Origin of the sequence: Streptomyces sp. NPDC005878 (assembly GCF_040629815.1) — a bacterium.
Lineage (GTDB): Bacteria > Actinomycetota > Actinomycetes > Streptomycetales > Streptomycetaceae > Streptomyces.
Map to the genome: position 1 here is coordinate 380,635 of NZ_JBEXWK010000004.1, position 18,021 is coordinate 398,655.

Here is an 18,021-nt window from a genome sequence, read left to right on the forward strand (position 1 = left end):
ATCGGCCACGCCGAAGGAGCGGCGGTGCAGATAATGAGGCCCATGACGCACGCGAAACTCGGCGAGGCCCTGCGGCGCCTGGGCATCGGCTCCTCGGCGGCCCGGGTCTATCTGGCCCTGCTGGAACTGGCCCCGGCACCGCTGAGCGCGATCGCGGCGGCGGCGGGATTGGAGGGCGCGGACCTCACCGCGGCGTACGGCGAGCTGGTCGACGCCGGTCTGGCCAGCGCCGCCGAGGAGGGCGGGGACGTGGTGGCGCCGGTTCCGCCCGCCGCCGGCCTGGAGATCCTGGCCCGGCACCGGGCTGCGGAGGTCGAGGAGTCGCGCATCGCCGTCGGCGGCGCCTTCGAGTCGTTCCGGCGCCAGCGGCTCGCCGCGTACAACGACCACCTCGTCGAGGTCGTCACCGGTGACGCCGTCGGCCCCCGGATGCGCCAGGCCTGGGCGAGCGCCCGCGAGCAGATCCGCCAGTTCGAGTCACCGCCGTACTTCCCCCTGTCGGGCGCCACCGACGACGCGCTGGCCACGCTCGCGCGCGGGGTGACGCAGCGCGTCGTGTACTCGCGGGCGTCGCTGGAGTACCCGGGGCATCTGAAGGAGGCCATCGAGCCGTGCGTCAACGCCGGTGAGCAGGCGCGGGTGCTGCCGTCGGTTCCGGTCAAGCTCGTGATCATCGACGAGGCGTACGCGCTGGTGTCGTTGTCGATCAAGGAGGCCGATGTGCACAACTCCATGCTGGTGGTCCAGCCGTGCGGTCTGCTCTCCGCGCTCATCGCCCTGTTCGAGCAGTCCTGGCAGAACGCCCTGCCCTTTCACGGCAGCACCGCCCGCCCCGGCGGTCTGCCCCCGGCCGACCGCCGGCTGCTGTGGCTGCTCGCGGGCGGGGCGGGCGACGACGTCATCGCCCGCGAACTGGGCCTCAGCCGCCGCACCCTCTTCCGCCGGCTCCAGATCCTGATGGCGCGGCTGGGCGCGGCGAACCGCTTCCAGCTGGCGTTGCAGGCACAGCGGCAGGGATGGCTGTGACGAGGATCAGCGGTCGGGACGGGAGCGTGCCCGGCAGGTTATGTACGCGTCGAACTGGGCGCACAACCAAACTATTTGACGCTTCATCAGTCCGTGGCGCGGCCGCCCCTGCTCAGAACTCGCGGTCGATGCCGGTGACGGCCGCGGGCCCCAGGGGCGCGTCGTCCTCCGCCAGGCCGGTGTCGCGCAGGGCGGCGGAGACCAGGTCCACGGCTTTGGCCTCGGCCTCGTCGCGCGTGGCGGCCTCCACTTCCAGCCGGACGGAGAACATGTTGCCGTCCTGGAGGGTGAGGAGGCTGAGCTCCTCGTTCTCGCCGAAGTCGGTGTTCGACGGGTCCTGCGGACGCAGCTTGCGCACCACCGCGGCACGCTGGTCGTCGGTGATGCCGTGGACGAACGTACCCGGCACGGTGATGACGTAGTCGGTCATGGAAACTCCTGCCATGCGGGCCCCCGCGGTCGCCGGGGGCATCCTCTTGGAATGCCCCGAGATGGCGATACCAACCACCTCACTCCCCCACTCGGGCCCCTCCTCCTCGGTCCTTCTCGGTCCTTCTCGGGTCGTCCGCGGCGAGTCGGCCCGGTCGGCCATGCGCACCGCATGGCCGACACGCCTGCGAACCACCCGTCCCGGGACGGGAATCCGGGGCCGGACGCCTCACTCTCCGGGCCGGTTCTCCTCCCGTACGCATTCGATGAGGTAGTCACCCGTATCCGGGTCGATGACCACGCCGTGGGCCTCGCTGTGGAAGCCGGGGAAGGCCCGGTCGAAGGCTTCCAGGGCGCCGAGGTAGCGCAGGACCGGGCCGTCGGGGGCGCCGAGGGCCTCTCCGGGCATCAGGACGGGGATGCCGGGCGGGGTGACCGTGACCATGGCGGCGGCCACCCGGCCCGCGGCCTCGGTGAGGGGCAGGCGTTCGGTGCCGCCGCGGATCAGCTGCTGGTAGCAGCGCTGGGGCGGGACGACGGGGCGGGGCAGGTCACGGAAGGCGGTGTCCAGGGCGTCGATCAGGTCGGCGCGGGTGAGGTGTTCGTGCATCTCCTGGCACAGGCCGCGCAGGGTGGCGTGCCCGTACCGCTTGGGGTAGGCATCGACGAGCTGGGGCAGCACCTGCCGCAGCGGGGTCTCCGCGTCGTGCAGCGCCTTGAAGTCCATCAGGGCGTCCATCAGGGTGCCCCACTTGCCCTTGGTGATGCCCATGGAGAAGAGGACGAGCGTGGTGTACGTGTCGGTCTTCTCCACGACGATGCCGCGCTCGGCGAGGTAGGCGGTCAGGATGCGCGCGGGGATGCCCCACGGTTCGCTGCGGCCCGTCGCGGTGACCCCTGGGCAGGTCAGCGTGACCTTGATCGGGTCCAGCATGCACTGGCCCTCGCTCAGACCGGGGAAGCCGTGCCAGTCGGCGTCGGGGTCGAGCTCCCAGCAGCGCGGCTCACCGGCCAGCAGCGCCGGTGAGGCGTCGGCGAACGGCGTACGGGACCCGGTGGCCGGATCCACCACGGTCTCGGGCTGCCAGACGCCGAAGAACCAGCTCGGCCGGTCGCCCGCGGCGGCGATACGGCGCCCGATGCGCACGACGGCCTGCCGGAACCGGATGGCCTCGGTGACCGCCTCGTTGACCAGCCACTGCCCCTGCGGCCCGTCCATCATCGCCGCGGCCACGTCCAGCGAGGCGATCGCGGGGTACAGCGGCGAGGTGGTCCCGTGCATCATGAACGCCTCGTTGAACCGGTCGTGCTCGACCGGGGCACGGGGCGACGAACGCACATGCACCATCGCGGACTGGGAGAGCGCGGCCAGCAGCTTGTGGGTGGACTGGGTGGAGAAGACGGTGGGCCGGTCCCCGCCCTCGAAGGTGTCCGAGCCGACGGCCATGCCGTACCGGCGGGCGTAGAGCGGGTGGAAGCGCGCGTACGCGAACCACGCCTCGTCGAAGTGGAGCCGCGGGGTGCTGGGCGCGAGGGCGCGCGCGGTCTGCACGGTGTCGTAACACAGCCCGTCGTAGGTGGAGTTGGTGATCACCGCGTACTGGGCGTCGGAGGAGACCGCTCCCGGGGTCAGCGGGTGGGCGGCGATCCGGGCGGCGACCGCGCCCGCGGCGGTCTCGCTCGCGGGGAGGGGGCCGGCGAGGCCGTAGCCGTTGCGGGTCGGCACGAGGTAGACCGGGCGCGCGCCGGAGATCACGAGGCCGTGCAGCACCGACTTGTGGCAGTTGCGGTCCACCAGGGCGATCTCGTCGGTGGTGACGCAGTAGTGGCCGACCATGCGGTCCGCCGTGGAGTCGCCGTGCAGGACGAAGTACGTACGGTCGGCGCCGAAGATGCGGGCGGCGTGGCGCTCGGCCTCGCCGATGGGGCCGTTGTGCTCGAAGAGGGAACCCAGCTCCCCCACGGAGATGGAGAGGTCGGTACGGAACAGGCGCTCACCGTAGTAGTCGAAGAACGCGCGGCCCACCGGTGACTTCAGGAAGGCCACCCCGCCCGAGTGGGCGGGGGTGTGCCAGGAGTATTCGTGGGCGTCGTCGAAACGCCGGAGCGCTTTGAAGAACGGCGGCAGCACCGCGTCGCCGTAGGCGTGCGCCGCGTGGGCGACCCGGCCGGCGATGAAGGAGGGGGTGTCCTCCAGCGGCCAGATGTACCCGACGACGGTCTCCGCCACCCACAGCGGCAGTTGCTCCAGACCGTGGTCGGAGTCCTCGGGCATGACGACGAAGACCGGCAGGTCCTTGAACCGGCGCGAGATCTGGCGCAGGGCAGCCGCGCCGCCCGCTTCGGTGCCGTGCGCGTCGCCGTCGGTGTCGGCGGGTTTGCCGTTCGCGGACGGCAGGTCCCACGCCACCACGGCGGCGGTGAGACCCGCCTCGGTCCGCAGGGCCGCGCAGGCGGCCTCCGCGGTCCGCGCCCAGCGCACTTCCAGGCCGCGGTTCTCCAGCTCCTTGCCGATCCGACGCAGTTGCTCCGCCCCCGGCCCCCCGCCGAGAGGATCCTCGCGCAGGGCCAGCAGGACACTACCGTTCACCATGACATCTCCACCCACATCGCACCGGACAGCTCACGTGGCAAGCATCCTGCGCGGGAAGGGGAGGCGGTCGCCGGAAGCGGTAAACCACCCATATGGGTACGGGGCGGTGTGGCGGCGCCCCGGCTCCGGGAGCGCTGCGGCCGGGTGCCTCCGTCGCTCAGTGGACCTGGCCGGACGGACGGATGACCACGGTGTTCACCTCCACCCCGGTGGGCCGGCCGAGCGCCAGACGATGGCGTCGGCGACGTTCTCCCCGGTCATCACCGTTCAGCGGCGACCGCGTCAAGTCGGCCCTGGTCGCGGCCGGTTACGGTGACCCGGTGACCGCCGGCAGCAGCACACGGCGTGCATACCCGCACCCACTTCGTCGACCCGCGTCTGGCGGTGGTCGAGGTCCAGGACGCGGGCGGTGACACCGCCGCCGGAGCCGAGGATCTCCACCTCGTTCCCTTGCGTGACCGCCCTTGCTCGACGGGGCCGCCTCCGCCAACACCCCGCGCCCCTCACCCCTCCAGCAACTCCGGCCCATTGTTGCGCACGCTGTTCACCGCCGGGGAGACCGGGCGGGCGTCGAGGTGGCCGTCTGCCGGGCGGCTCAGCAGGGCGCGTAGGTGGTCCGGGTCGTGGTGGTGGGGGTCGAGCCAGGCGTCGTAGTGGTCCTCCGTGAGCGCCAGGGGCATGCGCGGGTGTACGCGGCCCGCCGCGTCGCTGGCCTCGGTGGTGATGATGGTGCAGGTCACCAACCATGCGCCGGGGTCGTCGTCGTGCTTGACGGACCGGTCGCGCCAGTACGCGTACAGCCCGGCCAGCGCCATCACCTGGCCGTCCTCGGGGTGGATGAAGTACGGCTGCTTGCGGGGCTTGCCCGTCGCCGGGTCCTTCTCCTGCTGCCACTCGTAGAAGCCGTCGGCGGGCAGGAGGCAGCGGTGTTTGAGGAATTCGCGGCGGAAGGCGGGCTTCTCGTGCACGGTCTCCACCCGGGCGTTGATCATGCGGGCGCCGGCCTTCATGTCCTTCGCCCAGGGCGGCACCAGGCCCCAGCGCAGCGGCCGCAACTGCCTCCCCGCCGGTGCGGCGCCCTCGTGGCCGCGCCCGGTCCGCTCCAGGACGGCCCACACCTCGTCGGTCGGCGCGACGTTCCAGCTCGGCGCCAGCCGCTCCTCCGTACGCCAGTCGGTGACGCGGAAGAGCTGGACCAGGTCCTCGGGGCTACGGGTGGAGACGTAACGGCCGCACATGGAACCACTGTGCCACCGGTGACACCACCGGAAACCCGGGGTCGCGGCCTCGGCGGCCACCGGTGGACCCGGCAGGACGGTTGACCTCATGTGAGCTTGAGGTCTTACGGTCGCGGCATGACGATCAAGGAATACCCCCAGGAGACACTTGCCGCCCAGCCCATCGGCTACTGGGCCAGGGAGGCCGCGAGCCTGGTCATCGGCGGGTTGCGCACCGCCCTCGCCGTGGAGGACCTGACCCAGCCGTACTGGTGGGCCCTCAACCACATAGCCGGTGCCCCCGGCCACTGGACCCGAGCCTCCCTCACCGCGAAGCTCACCCCCTTCGACGACCAGGACACCGACTTCGACGCCGTCTTCACCGATCTCGCGTCGCGCGGCTGGACCGCGGAGACCGACGGCACGCTCGTACTGACGGACGCGGGCGAGGCGGGACGCCTGCGCGCCCACGACCGCAACGCCAAGGTGCACACACGGATGCGGACGGGCGTCGACGACGCCGCCTACGCGGCCACCATCGACGTCCTGCGCCGCGTGGTCGCCAACCTGGGCGGCAACGGCGATCTGCCCTAGCGGCGGCCGGAGCGGTCAGGGCGCCTGGGCCGGGGCCCGCTCCCCGAGCGGGCTCGGGCTCAGCAGCCGGTCCACCAGGAAGGACAGGATCTCGTCCCGGGCCCGCACCGTGGGGTGGCCGGCCTCGTCCACGAGGTGGGCGGTGACGACACTGTGCGGGGACGCCACCACATCGGCGAAGAACGGCGGCGGATCCGTGCGGGCGTGACTGCCGTCGAGGACGCGGCCGTCGAAGGCGTCCCCGAGGAGTGTGCGGTAGGCGGCGAAACGCCGGCCGGTGCACCAGCGGTCGTTGTCGAAGCGGTAGGCGAGGACCTTCAGTCCGTCGCGTACGACGCGGTCGCGGACCGCTGCCGCGTCCTCCTCGCTCATCTCCAGCCCGGCGGGATCGTCCAGTGGCAGCGAGGGGTGGTTGAGTACGGGTGCGACGACGGCCGGCTCCAGCGCCATGGTGAGCGCGAAGTTGCCGGTGAAGCAGAGCCCGATCGCACCGACCCCCGGACCACCGCACTCGGCGTGCGCCCGGCGCGCGAGCCCACGCAGCCACGCGGTGACGGGACTGGTGCCACCCCCGGCGAACGCGCGGAACTCGGCGCTGACGCACGCACGCCGTACGACCTCGCTTCCGCCGTCGGCCGTGGGGTAGGCACCGTCCACCCCGAACAGCGAGGGAACGTACACGGTGAAACCCGCGTCCCGTATCCACCGTGCCAGGCGCAGGACGTCGGGGCTGATGCCGGGCATCTCCGGCATCAGCACGACGGCCGGCCCGGCACCGGCCACGTACACCGTCTTCACCGCTCCGTCGATCTCCACGAGCATGCGGGAGAAATCCGTGATCGCGTCGTCACGGCTCTGGTTGGCAGCACTCATGCGGACAGCCTGGACGCGCGCGCCCGCATACCAGGAGGGGCCGGATCGCCATGGTCGAGGGTAATCTCGCCATGGGCCCGGCGGGGAGGAGGCGGCGGTGAGTGTGAGCGCGTTGCGTGTGGGGGTCCTGGCCTATCCGGGGTGCTTCGCTTCGGAGGTGTTCGGCGTACCCGATCTGCTGACGATGGCCGCGCACGTCGCCGGTCCCGACCGGGCGGGTTACGAGGTGTCGGTCGTCTCGCCCCGCCGTCGCGTCACCGCGTCGGGCGGCGTGGTCCTCACCGTCGCTCCGCTGCGCGAGGTCGACGTCCTCGTGGTGCCGGGTTTCGAGCTCGTGCCGGGCCTCGACATGGACGCCGTACTCGCCCCCCTCGCCCCGGAGATCGCGGCGATCCGCTCCCACAGCGCCGCGGGCCGCGTCGTGGTGTCGATCTGCGTCGGCGCGTTCCTGCTCGCCGAGGCGGGACTTCTCGACCGGCGCCGGGCGACGACGTCCTGGCTCTTCGCGGACGAACTGTCCCGGCGCTGCCCGGGCGCCGAAGTCCGCCCCGAGCGGCTGGTCGTCACCGACGAGGGCGTGACGACCACGGCCGCTTTCAGCGCGATGTACGACTTCGCCCTGGAGCTGATCCGCCGGCACAGCGGCGCCGACGTGGCACGGACGACCGCGCGGGTCGCACTGGTCGACGACGCCCGTACGTCACAGACTCCCTACGTCGACGCGCGACTGCTCCCGTGCCCCGGCAACGAGTTCTCCCACCGGGTCATGCGGCGGCTCGACCAGACGCTCGCCGCCCGGTACGACCTCACCGCGCTGTCGGACGCCTTCAACGTGAGCACCCGCACCCTGCTGCGGCGCTTCGCCGACGAGACGGGCCAGAGCCCACTGGAGTACCTCCAGTCCTCGCGCGTCCGACGCGCCCGCCACCTCCTGGAGACGACGGACCGCACGGTCGCCGGCATCTCCTCCGCGGTCGGCTACCAGGACCCCGCGACGTTCGCATCCCTCTTCGCCAGACACACCGGCCGCCGCCCCAGGGATTACCGGGCGGCGTTCCGGAGGGGTGGAGGCTGACATCCGAGAGGTGGCCTACGTGTGCGGTCGGCGCGACACGTGGCCGCCTGGGTGGGCGAGACGTGAAGGGCCCAAGGCGAGGCGTGGAGCGCTGCACCCCAGATCTCGGTCCCCCGCCACATCGTGAAACACCCACCCCCCACCTCGCACCCATGTGCGACACTCCCCCGCATGCTGGGTGTAACCGATCTTCCGACATACCTCGTGGGCCTGGTGCTGATCATCCTGGCGCCGGGGCCCAACTCCCTGTACGTGCTCTCCGTCGCGGCCCGGCGTGGTGTGCGCACCGGGTATGTCGCCGCCGCCGGGGTATGGACCGGGGACACCGTGCTGATGACGCTCTCCGCGCTCGGGGCCGCGTCGCTGCTCCAGACGACGCCCCTGCTGTTCGCCGTCGTCAAGTACGCCGGTGCCGGGTATCTGTCCTGGATGGCGCTCGGCATGCTGCGCCAGGCGCTAGGGATGTGGCGCGACCGCCACACCGTGGCCGGGCCTGCCGGCGCCGACGAGCTCCAGCAGGAGGCCGCCGTCGAGCGGCCCTACCGGCGCGCGCTGATGCTCAGCCTGTTCAACCCCAAGGCGATCCTGTTCCTGGTCTCCTTCTTCGTGCAGTTCGTGGACCCGGGGTACGCCTATCCGGCGCTGTCGTTCCTGGTGCTGGGCACGCTGCTCCAGCTGGCGAGCTTCCTTTACCTGTCCACGCTGATATTCAGCGGCACCCGGCTGGCCGCCGCGTTCCGTCGCCGCAGGCGGCTGTCGGCGGGCGCCACGTCGGCCGCCGGCGTCCTCTTCCTGGGCTTCGCCGCGAAGCTGTCGTTCAGCGGGGTGTGAGTTTCACCGGTTCTCCGCACTCCGGTTCTCAGTACCCCGTACTCGTACGAAAGGGTGGGTCCGTCGCCACGGACCCACCCTTTCGTTACCCGGCGGTAAAGAATTGATCAAACACCCTGGCGGGACGGTGTGTGATGCGCGTAGACCTTGCCCATGCGCACTGTCACCAAAACCGCAGCAACCGTCGCCGCCCTCGCCGTCACCGGCGCCGCCTTCTACGGCGCGGGCGCGGCCACCGCCGGGAACGGCACGCCGAAGAGCGACAAGGAGATCCCCAACATCACCAAGGTCGAGGACAAGATCAACGCCTACTACGGCGGGGCTCCCGACTCGACCGGCGCCTACCAGGCCTCCCCCACCAGCAACTACGCCAAGCAGGTCGCCTCGATCGAGGCCCGCGCCAAGCGTCAGATCACCCACGCCGCCGAGCACCCCGGGCGCGACGGCCGCAAGCCCGCGATCGTCCTCGACGTCGATGACACGACCCTGCTGACGTACGACTACGAGAAGAAGAACGGCTTCGCGTACAACGCCACAGCCTTCAACGCGTACGTCCAGAGCGCGCGGTCCATAGCCGTCTTCGGCATGCCCGACCTGGTGAACTACGCGGCCAAGAAGGGCGTCACCGTCTTCTTCCTCACCGGCCGCGACGTCTCGCAGCGCGACGCGAGCGCCACCAACCTCACCTCGGCGGGTTACGGCGTCCCGGTCGACAGCGCGCACTTCTTCCTCAAGGACAAGGTCAACCCCCCGGCCTACCTGAGCTGCGGCAAGCCCACCTGGACCTGCTCCACGGTCGACTACAAGGCGGGCACCCGCCGGCACATCGAGAGCCTCGGCTACCGCATCGTCGCCAACCTCGGCGACCAGTACACCGACCTCGCGGGCGGCCACGCCGACCAGACGTACAAGATCCCCAACCCCATGTACTTCCTGCCGTAGGCACCCTGCACTTCCCGCCGTAGGCGGACCGGCCGGGGCGCGCCGTCACACCGCGCAACCCGGCCGGTGGCCTTTCAACCGCCGTACGGCAGCCGCCCGTTCACCGGGCCGGCTCCCCGTCCCCTGTCGCCGCGCCGAACCACGTGGGCACGTGGGCGAGCAGGTCCCCCTGATCGTCGCCGACCCACGCCACATGGCCGTCCGGCCGCAGCAGCACCGCGGGCACGTCCAGTTCCGCGCCGGGGTCGACGACATGGTCGACCCGGTCCGCCCAGCCCTCCACCGACAGCAGCCCGGTCCGGTCGAGCAGCAGACCGCGCCCGCCGCGCATCAGCTCGTACAGCCGCCCCCGCGTCAGCCGTACGTCCCGCAGCCGCCGGCCGAGGAGTGCGTGGCCCCCGCCGAAGTCGTAGGCGACGTCGACCGCGGTGATCATCCCGGTCACGTACCGGTTCACCTCCTCGAAGTCCATCAGCTTCGCGAAGAGGGTGCGCAGGGCCGTCGCGCCGGCGTCGCTGCCGATGAGCGTGATCTGCGCGCGGGTGTTGTCCAGTACGGCGGCGCCGACCGGGTGCCGTTCCGTGTGGTAGCTGTCGAGGAGCCCTTCGGGAGCCCAGCCGTTGACGGCGGCGGCCAGCTTCCAGCCGAGGTTGAACGCGTCCTGCACCCCCAGGTTCATCCCCTGGCCGCCGGTCGGCGGGTGGATGTGGGCCGCGTCCCCGGCAAGGAACGCGCGGCCGACCCGGTAGCGCTCGGCCTGCCGGCTGGCGTCACCGAACCGGGAGAGCCAACGCGGTGAGTGCACACCGAAGTCGGTGCCCGCGTACGCGCGCAACTGCCGCTTGAAGTCGTCGAGGGTCGGCTCGGCCGTGCGGTCCTCGGCGACGCCGTCGGCGGGCACGACGACCCGGCACAGCCCCGCGTCGTCGGGAGGGGTGACGCTGAACCGGAACTGCGTCTTGTTGACCTCCGCCACGGCGGCGGCGACCGTGGCCGGGTCCTCGGCCACCTCCATCTGGCCGAGCAGGGTCTCGACCTTGGCCGGTTCGCCGGGGAAGGCGACGCCGAGCAGTCCGCGCACGGTGCTGCGACCGCCGTCGCACCCCACGAGGTAGCGCGAGCGCACCCCGGTGCCGTCCGCCAGCTCGACACTCACCCCGTCCTCGTCCTGGCTCAGCCCGACCACCCGGCAGCCGCGCCGGATCTCGGCACCGAGTTCCAGGGCGCGCTCGGTGAGGATCCGCTCGGTGACCGGCTGCGGGGTGGCGACGCCGTACGGATGGGCCGTGTCCAGCCCCTCCGGCCACCCCTTCACGACACCGCCGAACAGGCCGCCCGCCTGGAACTTCTCGCTCACCGCGAGGAACCGGTCCAGCAGGCCGCGCTGATCCATCACCTCGACGCTGCGCGCGTGCAGGCCCTGTCCACGCGACTGGTCGGTGGGTTCGGTCAGCTTCTCCAGCACGACGACACCCACCCCGTGCAGCCGCAGTTCACAGGCGAGCATCAAACCGGTCGGTCCGCCGCCGACAATGGCCACGTCGATCATCAAAGTTTCCCGTTTCCGCAGGTCCTGGCATCGGTCTGCGATTCTGCGGGATGACCGGGGCCTTGCCGCAAGCCCCCCTGTGCGCTATACCTTGAGAGTGGCGAGGAGCGAGTGAGCTTCTCGCCTTCGTCGTTTCCGGGGCTTCGTCGTTTCCAGGGCAGCGAAGTCTCCGAAGCCGCGTCGTTCCCGGCGTCCTCGTTCCAGGTGTCATCCCCTCCTTGCCGCGTCGGATACCGGCCGCTTCGGGCAAGCGAGTGAACCCTCCGATCCCGGCGCGCGGGATCGGATCCCACCGGTTTTCATGTCCATATGACCAACACCAAGAAGTATCTGCTCGCCGCTCTTGTCGGCACTGCCCTGACCCTCGGCTCCGCCGCACCCGCCATGGCGGATCACGGCCCGGACAACGGATACGGCGGCCACGGCTCTTACGACCACCGTGACCACGACGACCACGGCCGGGGCGATCACGGCCGCGGTGGCCACGGCCGCGGTGACCGCGACCGCGACCACGACCGTGACCGCGGCGACTCCCGCGGGACGGAATGCACCAACCACGGAAGCGCCTACGCCGAGGGGTACGTCGCCAACTCCCCCGGCGTCCTCTCCGGCAACCTGATCCAGGTTGTCATCGACGCGCCCATCAACATCTGCGGCAACAGCGTCGGCATCGGCTGAACCGCCCGACCTGCCACCGCGACCCCCCTCAGTCCAGGAGGAGGGGATTGGGCAGGACGGCCTCGGGGTGCATCCGCAGCAGAGTGTGGAGCACCCCGGACAGCCCCGACATCAGGCTCGGCGAGAAGGCTTCGCGGGCCAAACCCCCCACCGGCCCGCGCTGTTCGAGACCACTGAGGATCTCGCCGTCGAGGGCCTCGGCGTCACCGACGCCCACCGACGTCAGGAACTCCCAGAGCCCCAGGTCGCCGTGGCACAGCGTGTGGCTCCAGCCGAAGCCCTCGGCGGCGCAGGCATGTGCGGCGCGCCGGGCCATGTCCAGGTGGGCGGGGTCTCCGGTACGCCGGTGGAGGTCGAGCATGCCGATACCGATCCCCGCGCTGCCGTGGCACCAACTGGTGAAGAAGTCCTCCTCGGCGCCGACGCGCACATCCAGCCAGTTGCCCTGCTCGGGCCGGTAGAGGGACTCCTGGAAGGCGAAGGCCCGTTCGGCCAGGTGCGCCCAGTCGCGGCGGTCGGCCGCGGAGCCCGCCCTGCTCAGTGCCAGCCGCTTCAGCGCCCAGCCGATGCCGGTGGCGCCGTGCGCGAAGCCGCCGATGCCCTCGGGGTTGAGCCGGGTCGTCCAGCGTGCCCCGGCGCCGTCGACTTCGGCCAGCCCGGACAGCCGGCGGCCGATGTGCGCGGCGGCGTCGAGCCAGCGGTCCCGCCCGGTCGCCTCCGCCAGGTTGAGCAGCGGGACCACGCCCCCGGCGGCCCCGTTGAGGAGATCCACCTCCACGTCGTCCTCGACCAGCGGCCCCCGCGCGAGCAGCGTCGCCCGCTGTTCCGCCCGCTCCAGCAACCATTGCTCCCCGAGCACCCGGTGCAGCGCCAGCCACGTCCACACCTGCGAGGCCGCCCCGCTGAACGCGCCGGCCGAGGGGGTCGGCGTGAGGTCCTCGGTGCTGATGAGCACCCGCAGCGAACCCTCGAACGCCTCGGCCACGCCCGGTACTTCGTCCGCCCGTCCGGCCCGAGCCTCGGTCACGTACTCCGCGAGTGTCAGCGCCACACCCCCCTGCCCGGTGTACAGATCGGCGGGCAGCACCCTGATGGACCATCCGGCCGGGGTGAAGACCGGGCTGATCCAGGTGACCGTGCCGTCCTCGCCGCGCACCGCGCCGTCGCACAGCCGCCGGACCATCCGGGTGGCCAGGTCGCGGCGCCGGCGCTCCCGGTCCCGGGCGTGCGGTTCGTGGGCGGCTGCCCGGACCCGCTGGGGCAGTGAGCGCTCGTTGAGGTACGCCCCCACGAGCGCGTCCTGGATCACCGCCTCCTCCAGGGGCAGGTCGGCGGTGCGCCAGTCCTCGACCGTGGCCCGGACGACGGCCGCGTCCACCACGAAGGTGGACATCGGGACGTCCCCGGCCAGCAGGTCCGCTATCTCGCCGTCGATGGCCGCACGGTCGGTGGGGGCGCCGGGCAGCACCTCCGCGTTGCGCCGCAGGATGTCGCGGGCGCGCTCGACGGCCGCCGCCTCGTCGTGCAGGGACGCGGGGTGCCACAGCATCCGGCCGATGTCGACGTACGCCTGGGTCGGCCGCAGGATGCGCCGCACCTGGGCGCCCTCGAAGCGGCGCAGCATCCGGTACGGGTCGGTGCCGGGGCGGCGCAAATGCGCGGTCATCTCACGGAAGCCGACCAGGATCCGGTCCCAGTACGCGCTCAGCACCGGGGTGGGGCTGGGGTGGTTGCCCGCGGTGGGCATGGCCACCAGGTCCACCTCGAAGCGGGCCGCGGCGGTGCCGCCGTCCGCGATCACGGGGTTGGGGATCAGCGGCTGCTGGCCGGGCAGCGCCCCGATCCCGGAGATGTCGACTCCGCCCAGCGCGAAGCCGGTGCCGCGTACGGGCAGGAGACCGGTGCGCAGCACCGTACGGCGGATGGCCGCCGCGGCCACGTCCACCGCGTCGCCCCGGCCACTTGCCGGGAAGGGCGCGGGGGCGTCGAAGAGCGTCTCCGCGTCCACGATCACCGGCACCGGGCCCGCCGCGATCATGTTCTCGGCGTGCATGTCGGTGCCGCCGGTGAAGCGCAGGACGGCGAGCCAGTGGCCGACGTTGCGGTAGAACGCGGCGAGTTCGGTGTCGTCCGCGCAGTAGCGGTGGCGTACGAACGCGGACCAGCCGTAGCCGTCGCGCACCAACGTCCTGGGGACACGGATGCGTGCGTCCGGTTGCGGTGCGTCGGGGAAGTCCGCGAAGACGTCCTCCAGGAGCCCGCCCAGCGCCACATCCGCCTGTGAGGGGCGGGGCTTGTACATGACGCTGCCGCCGTCGAAGTCGACCCGGCTGACCGTCAGGCCGCCCCGGTGGGTGTCACCCTCCCCGAAGACGACCGCCCGTATCTCCCCGGCGGGTGTGCCCAGCAGCGTTCCCAGGAGTTCACGGTCCGAGGCCAGCCGTGCGGCGAAGCCGGCGGTGGCCGCCACCGACTGCCGCGCGACCGACGCGATCCGCCGCCCGAGTGTGGGGTAGCGGTCGGCCAGCCGGTCGAGATAGCCCTCGTCCTCGGCCTGTTCGATGAAGGCGGCCCAGGTCGCGGTGTCATCTCCGGCCCGCCCGCCGCCTTCCGTCATGCGCAGGGCGTGCAGTTCGATCAGGAAGAGCCGGGACAGCTTGGCGTGCAGGGAGCCGAGCAGGGCGGTGTGGCCCGCCTCCAGCACCACCTCGCGTTCCGCACGGGACAGGTCGTCCACGGCGGCCAGCCGCCGGGCCAGTTCCCTGCGCCACGGCCGGGCGATGGTGCGTACGGGACGGACGAACCACTCCGCCTCGTCTCTCTTCTCCGGCGCCGATCGGTCCAAGGCCCGCCCCTTCCCCGTACGTCACACGTCGGCGCCGTCGAGGCGCTCCCCTGGGTGCTCCATCAGGTGCTGCGCGCGATGCGCCACGTGGTGCTCCGCGCGATGCGCCACGTGGGGTGGGAAACCGCGTGACCAGCCCCGGTCCGCCAGTGCGCCGCGGCATGGTGAGCGGTCCCCCACCCGTCGTTCCGTATGTCCTCGCGCTCCTGTCCGCGAGCGTCACTCAGCGGCGGCGCGCCCGACGGGCGCGGTCGCCAGGACGCTCAAGAGGCGTGTCCCGCGAAGGATCTGTGCGGGAACGCTCTTCGGTGATCAGCAACACCAGCTTCCGCGCGAGCCACTCGGGCTGGAGCAGAACCCGTACAGGGAGTCGCTCGGGTCGGTCAGCGCGGCCTCGGCGGTGGCGCCGCCGACGTAGAGCGGACCGGCGGGGTTGGACTGGCCGTACGCGCTCTCGGCGCCCGACAGCCAGGCGTTGAGCACGGCGGTTGCGGGAACACTGGTCTGGGGCATCTGCGGCCTCCGGACGTAGGAAAGTGGGCGGACTGCCCAGTGCCGAGTATTGCCGGATCCGAACATGTGTCAGATGGCTAATCCGGCCACAGTCCTGGGAGCCCGATGCGGGCAAGGACGGCCCCTGGGACGCCCGTTGACGGCGGTACGGAGCGTGGAGGCCGTCCGCTTCCGGGCGCCCGGGGGGCTTTATTCGGCCTGCGACTTGATCGAGTGGGATGGCCGCATTGCGCCTTGACGTTCGCGGCGGGCACCGCCTTCAGGGGGTACCCGGCCCCGTCGCGCAGGCCAGGGTGGTGCGCCGGCGCGTGGGACGGGGCCGTGGGTCATGGGTGCCTGCCCGCCGCCCGATGGCGGACAGGCACCCGCGGCGCACGCCGAGACGGGGGACCTCCGCGTTCACCGCACCCGGCGGCCGGGGCCAGGAGAAAGCCGCGCCGCCGGAGCCACTGGGGCTGAAACGAGCGTGACAGCCGCCGTCCCCGGCTCAACAGCAACCCCTCGGCCAACAAAGCCGGGTCGATGGCCGACGCGCGCACGATGACGCCGCCCGCCGCGCCGAACGGAACGTCCGTCCGCCCCCTTTGTCCTTTCCCCGAGCGCCCGCGCCTCAGCTCGCCGCCTGCTTCACGAGCGCGGCGATGCGTGCCTCCACCTCGGGTGTCACCTCGGTCAGGGCGAAGGCGGAGGCCCACATCGTGCCCTCGTCGAGCTGGGCCTGGTCGCTGAAGCCCAGGGTGGCGTAACGGGTCTTGAACTTCTCCGCGCTCTGGAAGAAGCAGACGACCTTGCCGTCCAGTGCGTACGCCGGCATTCCGTACCAGAGCTTCGGCGCGAGCGCCGGGGCGTTGGCGGTGACGACCGCGTGGACGCGCTCGGCCATGATCCGGTCCGCGTCCCGCATCTCGCCGATCTTCGCGAGGACGTCCCGCACCGCCTGGGCCGCCTTGTCCGCGCGCGAGCCGCGTCTCGACGCCGACTTCAGCTCCTGGGCGTGGTCCTTCATCGCGGCCCGTTCCTCGGCCGAGAACCCTTCGTACACACGGCTGTCAGTGCTGCTCATGATCCGTCTTCCCCCTTGATGACCTCGATGGCCGACTTTGAAGAAGACCATAACCAGGGGCACTGACAACGGGCCGGACAGCGGGCGGGAGAGGGCAGCGGGCGGCACTCGGGCGGTGACTTCGCCCGGCACCGCCCTTACCGGGCCGCGTCGTTCACGACGCGGCGACGGCGAGCGCGGCGCGCCAGGCGGGGCTGTCGACGTAGTGGTTGTCGTAACGCTCGGAGGACTCCGCGATCTTCTTGGGGTCGGTCTCGCCGCGCATCACGCTGCCGAGCAACCGCAGGTAGTCGAAGCGGTCCATGCCGGGGGTGAAGGTGAACAGGACGTCGGCCTCGCAGCCGGGGGCCGCGGCGAAGGCGTGCGGGGTGTGCGGGGGCACGGCGAGGAAGTCTCCGGCGTTCAGGATGGTGACTTCCTCCCCGACCAGCACCTGGAGGGAGCCGCTGATGACGAAGAAGAGCTCCGTCGCCTTCGTGTGGAAGTGCGCGGGTGCGCCCACGGCTCCCTTGGCGAAGGTGGAACGGTAGGAGGTGAAGCCGCCGTTCGGCGCGTCGGTGTCGGCGAGCAGGGTCATCACGCTGCTCGGGTCGGCGCAGGTCTCGGCGTCGGCGGCGCGGGTGAGGTGCGCGGCGGAGGCGGCGTTCATGCTGGTCATGGTGGTTCCCCGTTCGGTTCGCAGCGGACTCGGTGTCGCCGTGATCACTACTTTACGCAGCAGATAGACCTGACAGACAGTGCAATTTCCCACCGGAATCCGAGGTCAATTACATCCGAACCACACCCGCCGGCCACGGTTGTTCGGTGAGTGGAGGTGGGGCGGGGGACGATCGTCGGCTTGCGGGGCGGGGCGGCCGGGTACGCGGGACCCTGGAGTGCACACTGCCAGTGAAGTCCACGGAAGGGACACCCGATGACCATCGCGGTGACCACACCGACCGGACACGTGGGTTCGCGTGTCGTCCGGCTGCTGCTGCAAGCCGGCGTCCGCCCCCGCGTCCTGGTCCGCGACCCGGCCCGCCTGGACGACGAGACCCGCGCGCGCGTCGACGTACGCCAAGGCGATCTGACGGACGCCGAGTTCGTCCGCCGGGCGGTGGCGGGGGCGCGGACCGTCTTCTGGGTGGACCCCACCCCGCACACCGCGGCCGACCCGGTCGACACCTCGCTGCGTACCGCGGCGCCCCTGATCGAGGCCGCTCGGACGGGTGAGGTGCGGCGGGTGGTGCTGCTGAGCAGCATCGGGGCGGAGAAGCGGCGGGGAGTCGGGCACATCGACGCGCTGGCCGGGATCGAGGAACGGCTCGACACCACCGGAGCCGACGTCCTGCACCTGCGCTGCGCGTACTTCTTCACCAACTTGCTGTTCGACCTGGACGGGATCGCCGAAGGGGTCCTGACCACCGCGTTCGATCCCGACCATCCGATGCCCTGGGCCGATCCGCGCGACATCGGCGACGTGGTGGCGGCCCGGCTGCTGAACGACGCCTGGCGGGGCCGGGTGGTGCAGGCGGTCCACGGGCCGGAGGACCTCACCTTCCGCCAGGTCGCGCGGATCCTGACCGACGCGCTCGGGCGTCCGGTACGGGTCGACCCCGTCAGCGACGACACCACGCGGGACACGCTCCGCGCGGCGGGACTGCCGCCCTCGGCGATCGAGGGCATGGTCGGGATGACGGCCGGAACGCGCGACCTGAAGCCCGAGCAGCCCCGCGACCTGCTCACCACCACCCCCACCTCCCTCGGCGGCTGGGCTCACGCCCATCTGCGACCGCTGCTGGAGAAGTGACGGG

16 protein-coding genes are annotated in these 18,021 nt (G+C 71.7%); 7 read left to right on the forward strand and 9 right to left on the reverse strand.

Going from position 1 to position 18,021, the window contains the following annotated elements:
- Window positions 1-42 precede the first annotated feature (42 nt).
- Complete coding sequence (locus ABZ404_RS10315; RefSeq protein WP_358836453.1) at window positions 43-1,026, forward strand: LuxR family transcriptional regulator; 984 nt, start codon at window positions 43-45, stop codon at window positions 1,024-1,026.
- Window positions 1,027-1,138: 112 nt separating this feature from the next.
- Here the strand turns inward: ABZ404_RS10315 and ABZ404_RS10320 are convergent, their stop codons facing one another.
- From ABZ404_RS10320 to ABZ404_RS10330, 3 genes are all read right to left on the reverse strand, one after another.
- Complete coding sequence (locus ABZ404_RS10320; RefSeq protein WP_358836454.1) at window positions 1,139-1,456, reverse strand: DUF6204 family protein; 318 nt, start codon at window positions 1,454-1,456, stop codon at window positions 1,139-1,141.
- Window positions 1,457-1,684: 228 nt separating this feature from the next.
- Entirely contained in the window at window positions 1,685-4,048 is a 2,364-nt protein-coding gene (locus ABZ404_RS10325) for an Orn/Lys/Arg decarboxylase N-terminal domain-containing protein (RefSeq protein WP_358835048.1), read from the reverse strand.
- A 503-nt stretch (window positions 4,049-4,551) separates the two neighbouring features.
- Window positions 4,552-5,286, reverse strand: a complete 735-nt coding sequence (locus ABZ404_RS10330; RefSeq protein ID WP_358835047.1) for an SOS response-associated peptidase — start codon at window positions 5,284-5,286, stop codon at window positions 4,552-4,554.
- Window positions 5,287-5,403: 117 nt separating this feature from the next.
- Between ABZ404_RS10330 and ABZ404_RS10335 the strand changes: the two genes are divergently transcribed.
- Window positions 5,404-5,859, forward strand: a complete 456-nt coding sequence (locus ABZ404_RS10335; protein ID WP_358835046.1) for a MarR family transcriptional regulator — start codon at window positions 5,404-5,406, stop codon at window positions 5,857-5,859.
- A gap of 15 nt (window positions 5,860-5,874) precedes the next feature.
- Here the strand turns inward: ABZ404_RS10335 and ABZ404_RS10340 are convergent, their stop codons facing one another.
- Entirely contained in the window at window positions 5,875-6,732 is an 858-nt protein-coding gene (locus tag ABZ404_RS10340) for a dienelactone hydrolase family protein (protein WP_358835045.1), read from the reverse strand.
- Between the two features lie 103 nt (window positions 6,733-6,835).
- On the opposite strand from ABZ404_RS10340, the gene ABZ404_RS10345 reads away from it, so the two are divergent.
- The 3 genes from ABZ404_RS10345 (at window position 6,836) to ABZ404_RS10355 (ending at window position 9,580) form a co-directional block, all read left to right on the forward strand.
- Window positions 6,836-7,807, forward strand: a complete 972-nt coding sequence (locus tag ABZ404_RS10345; protein WP_358835044.1) for a helix-turn-helix domain-containing protein — start codon at window positions 6,836-6,838, stop codon at window positions 7,805-7,807.
- Window positions 7,808-7,978: 171 nt separating this feature from the next.
- The gene (gene leuE / locus ABZ404_RS10350; protein WP_358835043.1) at window positions 7,979-8,638 is read left to right on the forward strand and encodes a leucine efflux protein LeuE; all 660 of its coding nucleotides are present in this window, start codon (window positions 7,979-7,981) and stop codon (window positions 8,636-8,638) included.
- A gap of 153 nt (window positions 8,639-8,791) precedes the next feature.
- The gene (locus ABZ404_RS10355; protein ID WP_358835042.1) at window positions 8,792-9,580 is read left to right on the forward strand and encodes an HAD family acid phosphatase; all 789 of its coding nucleotides are present in this window, start codon (window positions 8,792-8,794) and stop codon (window positions 9,578-9,580) included.
- Window positions 9,581-9,680: 100 nt separating this feature from the next.
- Here the strand turns inward: ABZ404_RS10355 and rox are convergent, their stop codons facing one another.
- A complete protein-coding gene (gene rox, locus ABZ404_RS10360; RefSeq protein ID WP_358835041.1) occupies window positions 9,681-11,129 on the reverse strand; it encodes a rifampin monooxygenase in 1,449 nt (482 codons plus the stop codon).
- 309 nt (window positions 11,130-11,438) lie between these two features.
- On the opposite strand from rox, the gene ABZ404_RS10365 reads away from it, so the two are divergent.
- Window positions 11,439-11,807 carry a chaplin gene (locus ABZ404_RS10365; protein ID WP_358835040.1) on the forward strand — a complete coding sequence of 123 codons (369 nt, stop codon included), beginning with the start codon at window positions 11,439-11,441 and terminating at the stop codon, window positions 11,805-11,807.
- A gap of 28 nt (window positions 11,808-11,835) precedes the next feature.
- Here the strand turns inward: ABZ404_RS10365 and ABZ404_RS10370 are convergent, their stop codons facing one another.
- From ABZ404_RS10370 to ABZ404_RS10385, 4 genes are all read right to left on the reverse strand, one after another.
- Window positions 11,836-14,652, reverse strand: coding sequence for a type 2 lanthipeptide synthetase LanM family protein (locus ABZ404_RS10370; protein WP_358835039.1), 2,817 nt, complete (start codon window positions 14,650-14,652; stop codon window positions 11,836-11,838).
- 312 nt (window positions 14,653-14,964) lie between these two features.
- Window positions 14,965-15,165: a DUF6229 family protein gene (locus ABZ404_RS10375; RefSeq protein WP_358835038.1), complete on the reverse strand. Its 201-nt coding sequence runs from the start codon at window positions 15,163-15,165 to the stop codon at window positions 14,965-14,967.
- Window positions 15,166-15,775: 610 nt separating this feature from the next.
- Window positions 15,776-16,228 (reverse strand): DUF1801 domain-containing protein, encoded by a 453-nt coding sequence (locus tag ABZ404_RS10380; protein WP_358835037.1) that lies wholly within the window; start codon window positions 16,226-16,228, stop codon window positions 15,776-15,778.
- A gap of 154 nt (window positions 16,229-16,382) precedes the next feature.
- Window positions 16,383-16,877: a cupin domain-containing protein gene (locus tag ABZ404_RS10385; protein ID WP_358835049.1), complete on the reverse strand. Its 495-nt coding sequence runs from the start codon at window positions 16,875-16,877 to the stop codon at window positions 16,383-16,385.
- 264 nt (window positions 16,878-17,141) lie between these two features.
- Between ABZ404_RS10385 and ABZ404_RS10390 the strand changes: the two genes are divergently transcribed.
- Window positions 17,142-18,017, forward strand: a complete 876-nt coding sequence (locus ABZ404_RS10390) for an NAD(P)H-binding protein (protein ID WP_358835036.1) — start codon at window positions 17,142-17,144, stop codon at window positions 18,015-18,017.
- Window positions 18,018-18,021: the final 4 nt, after the last annotated feature.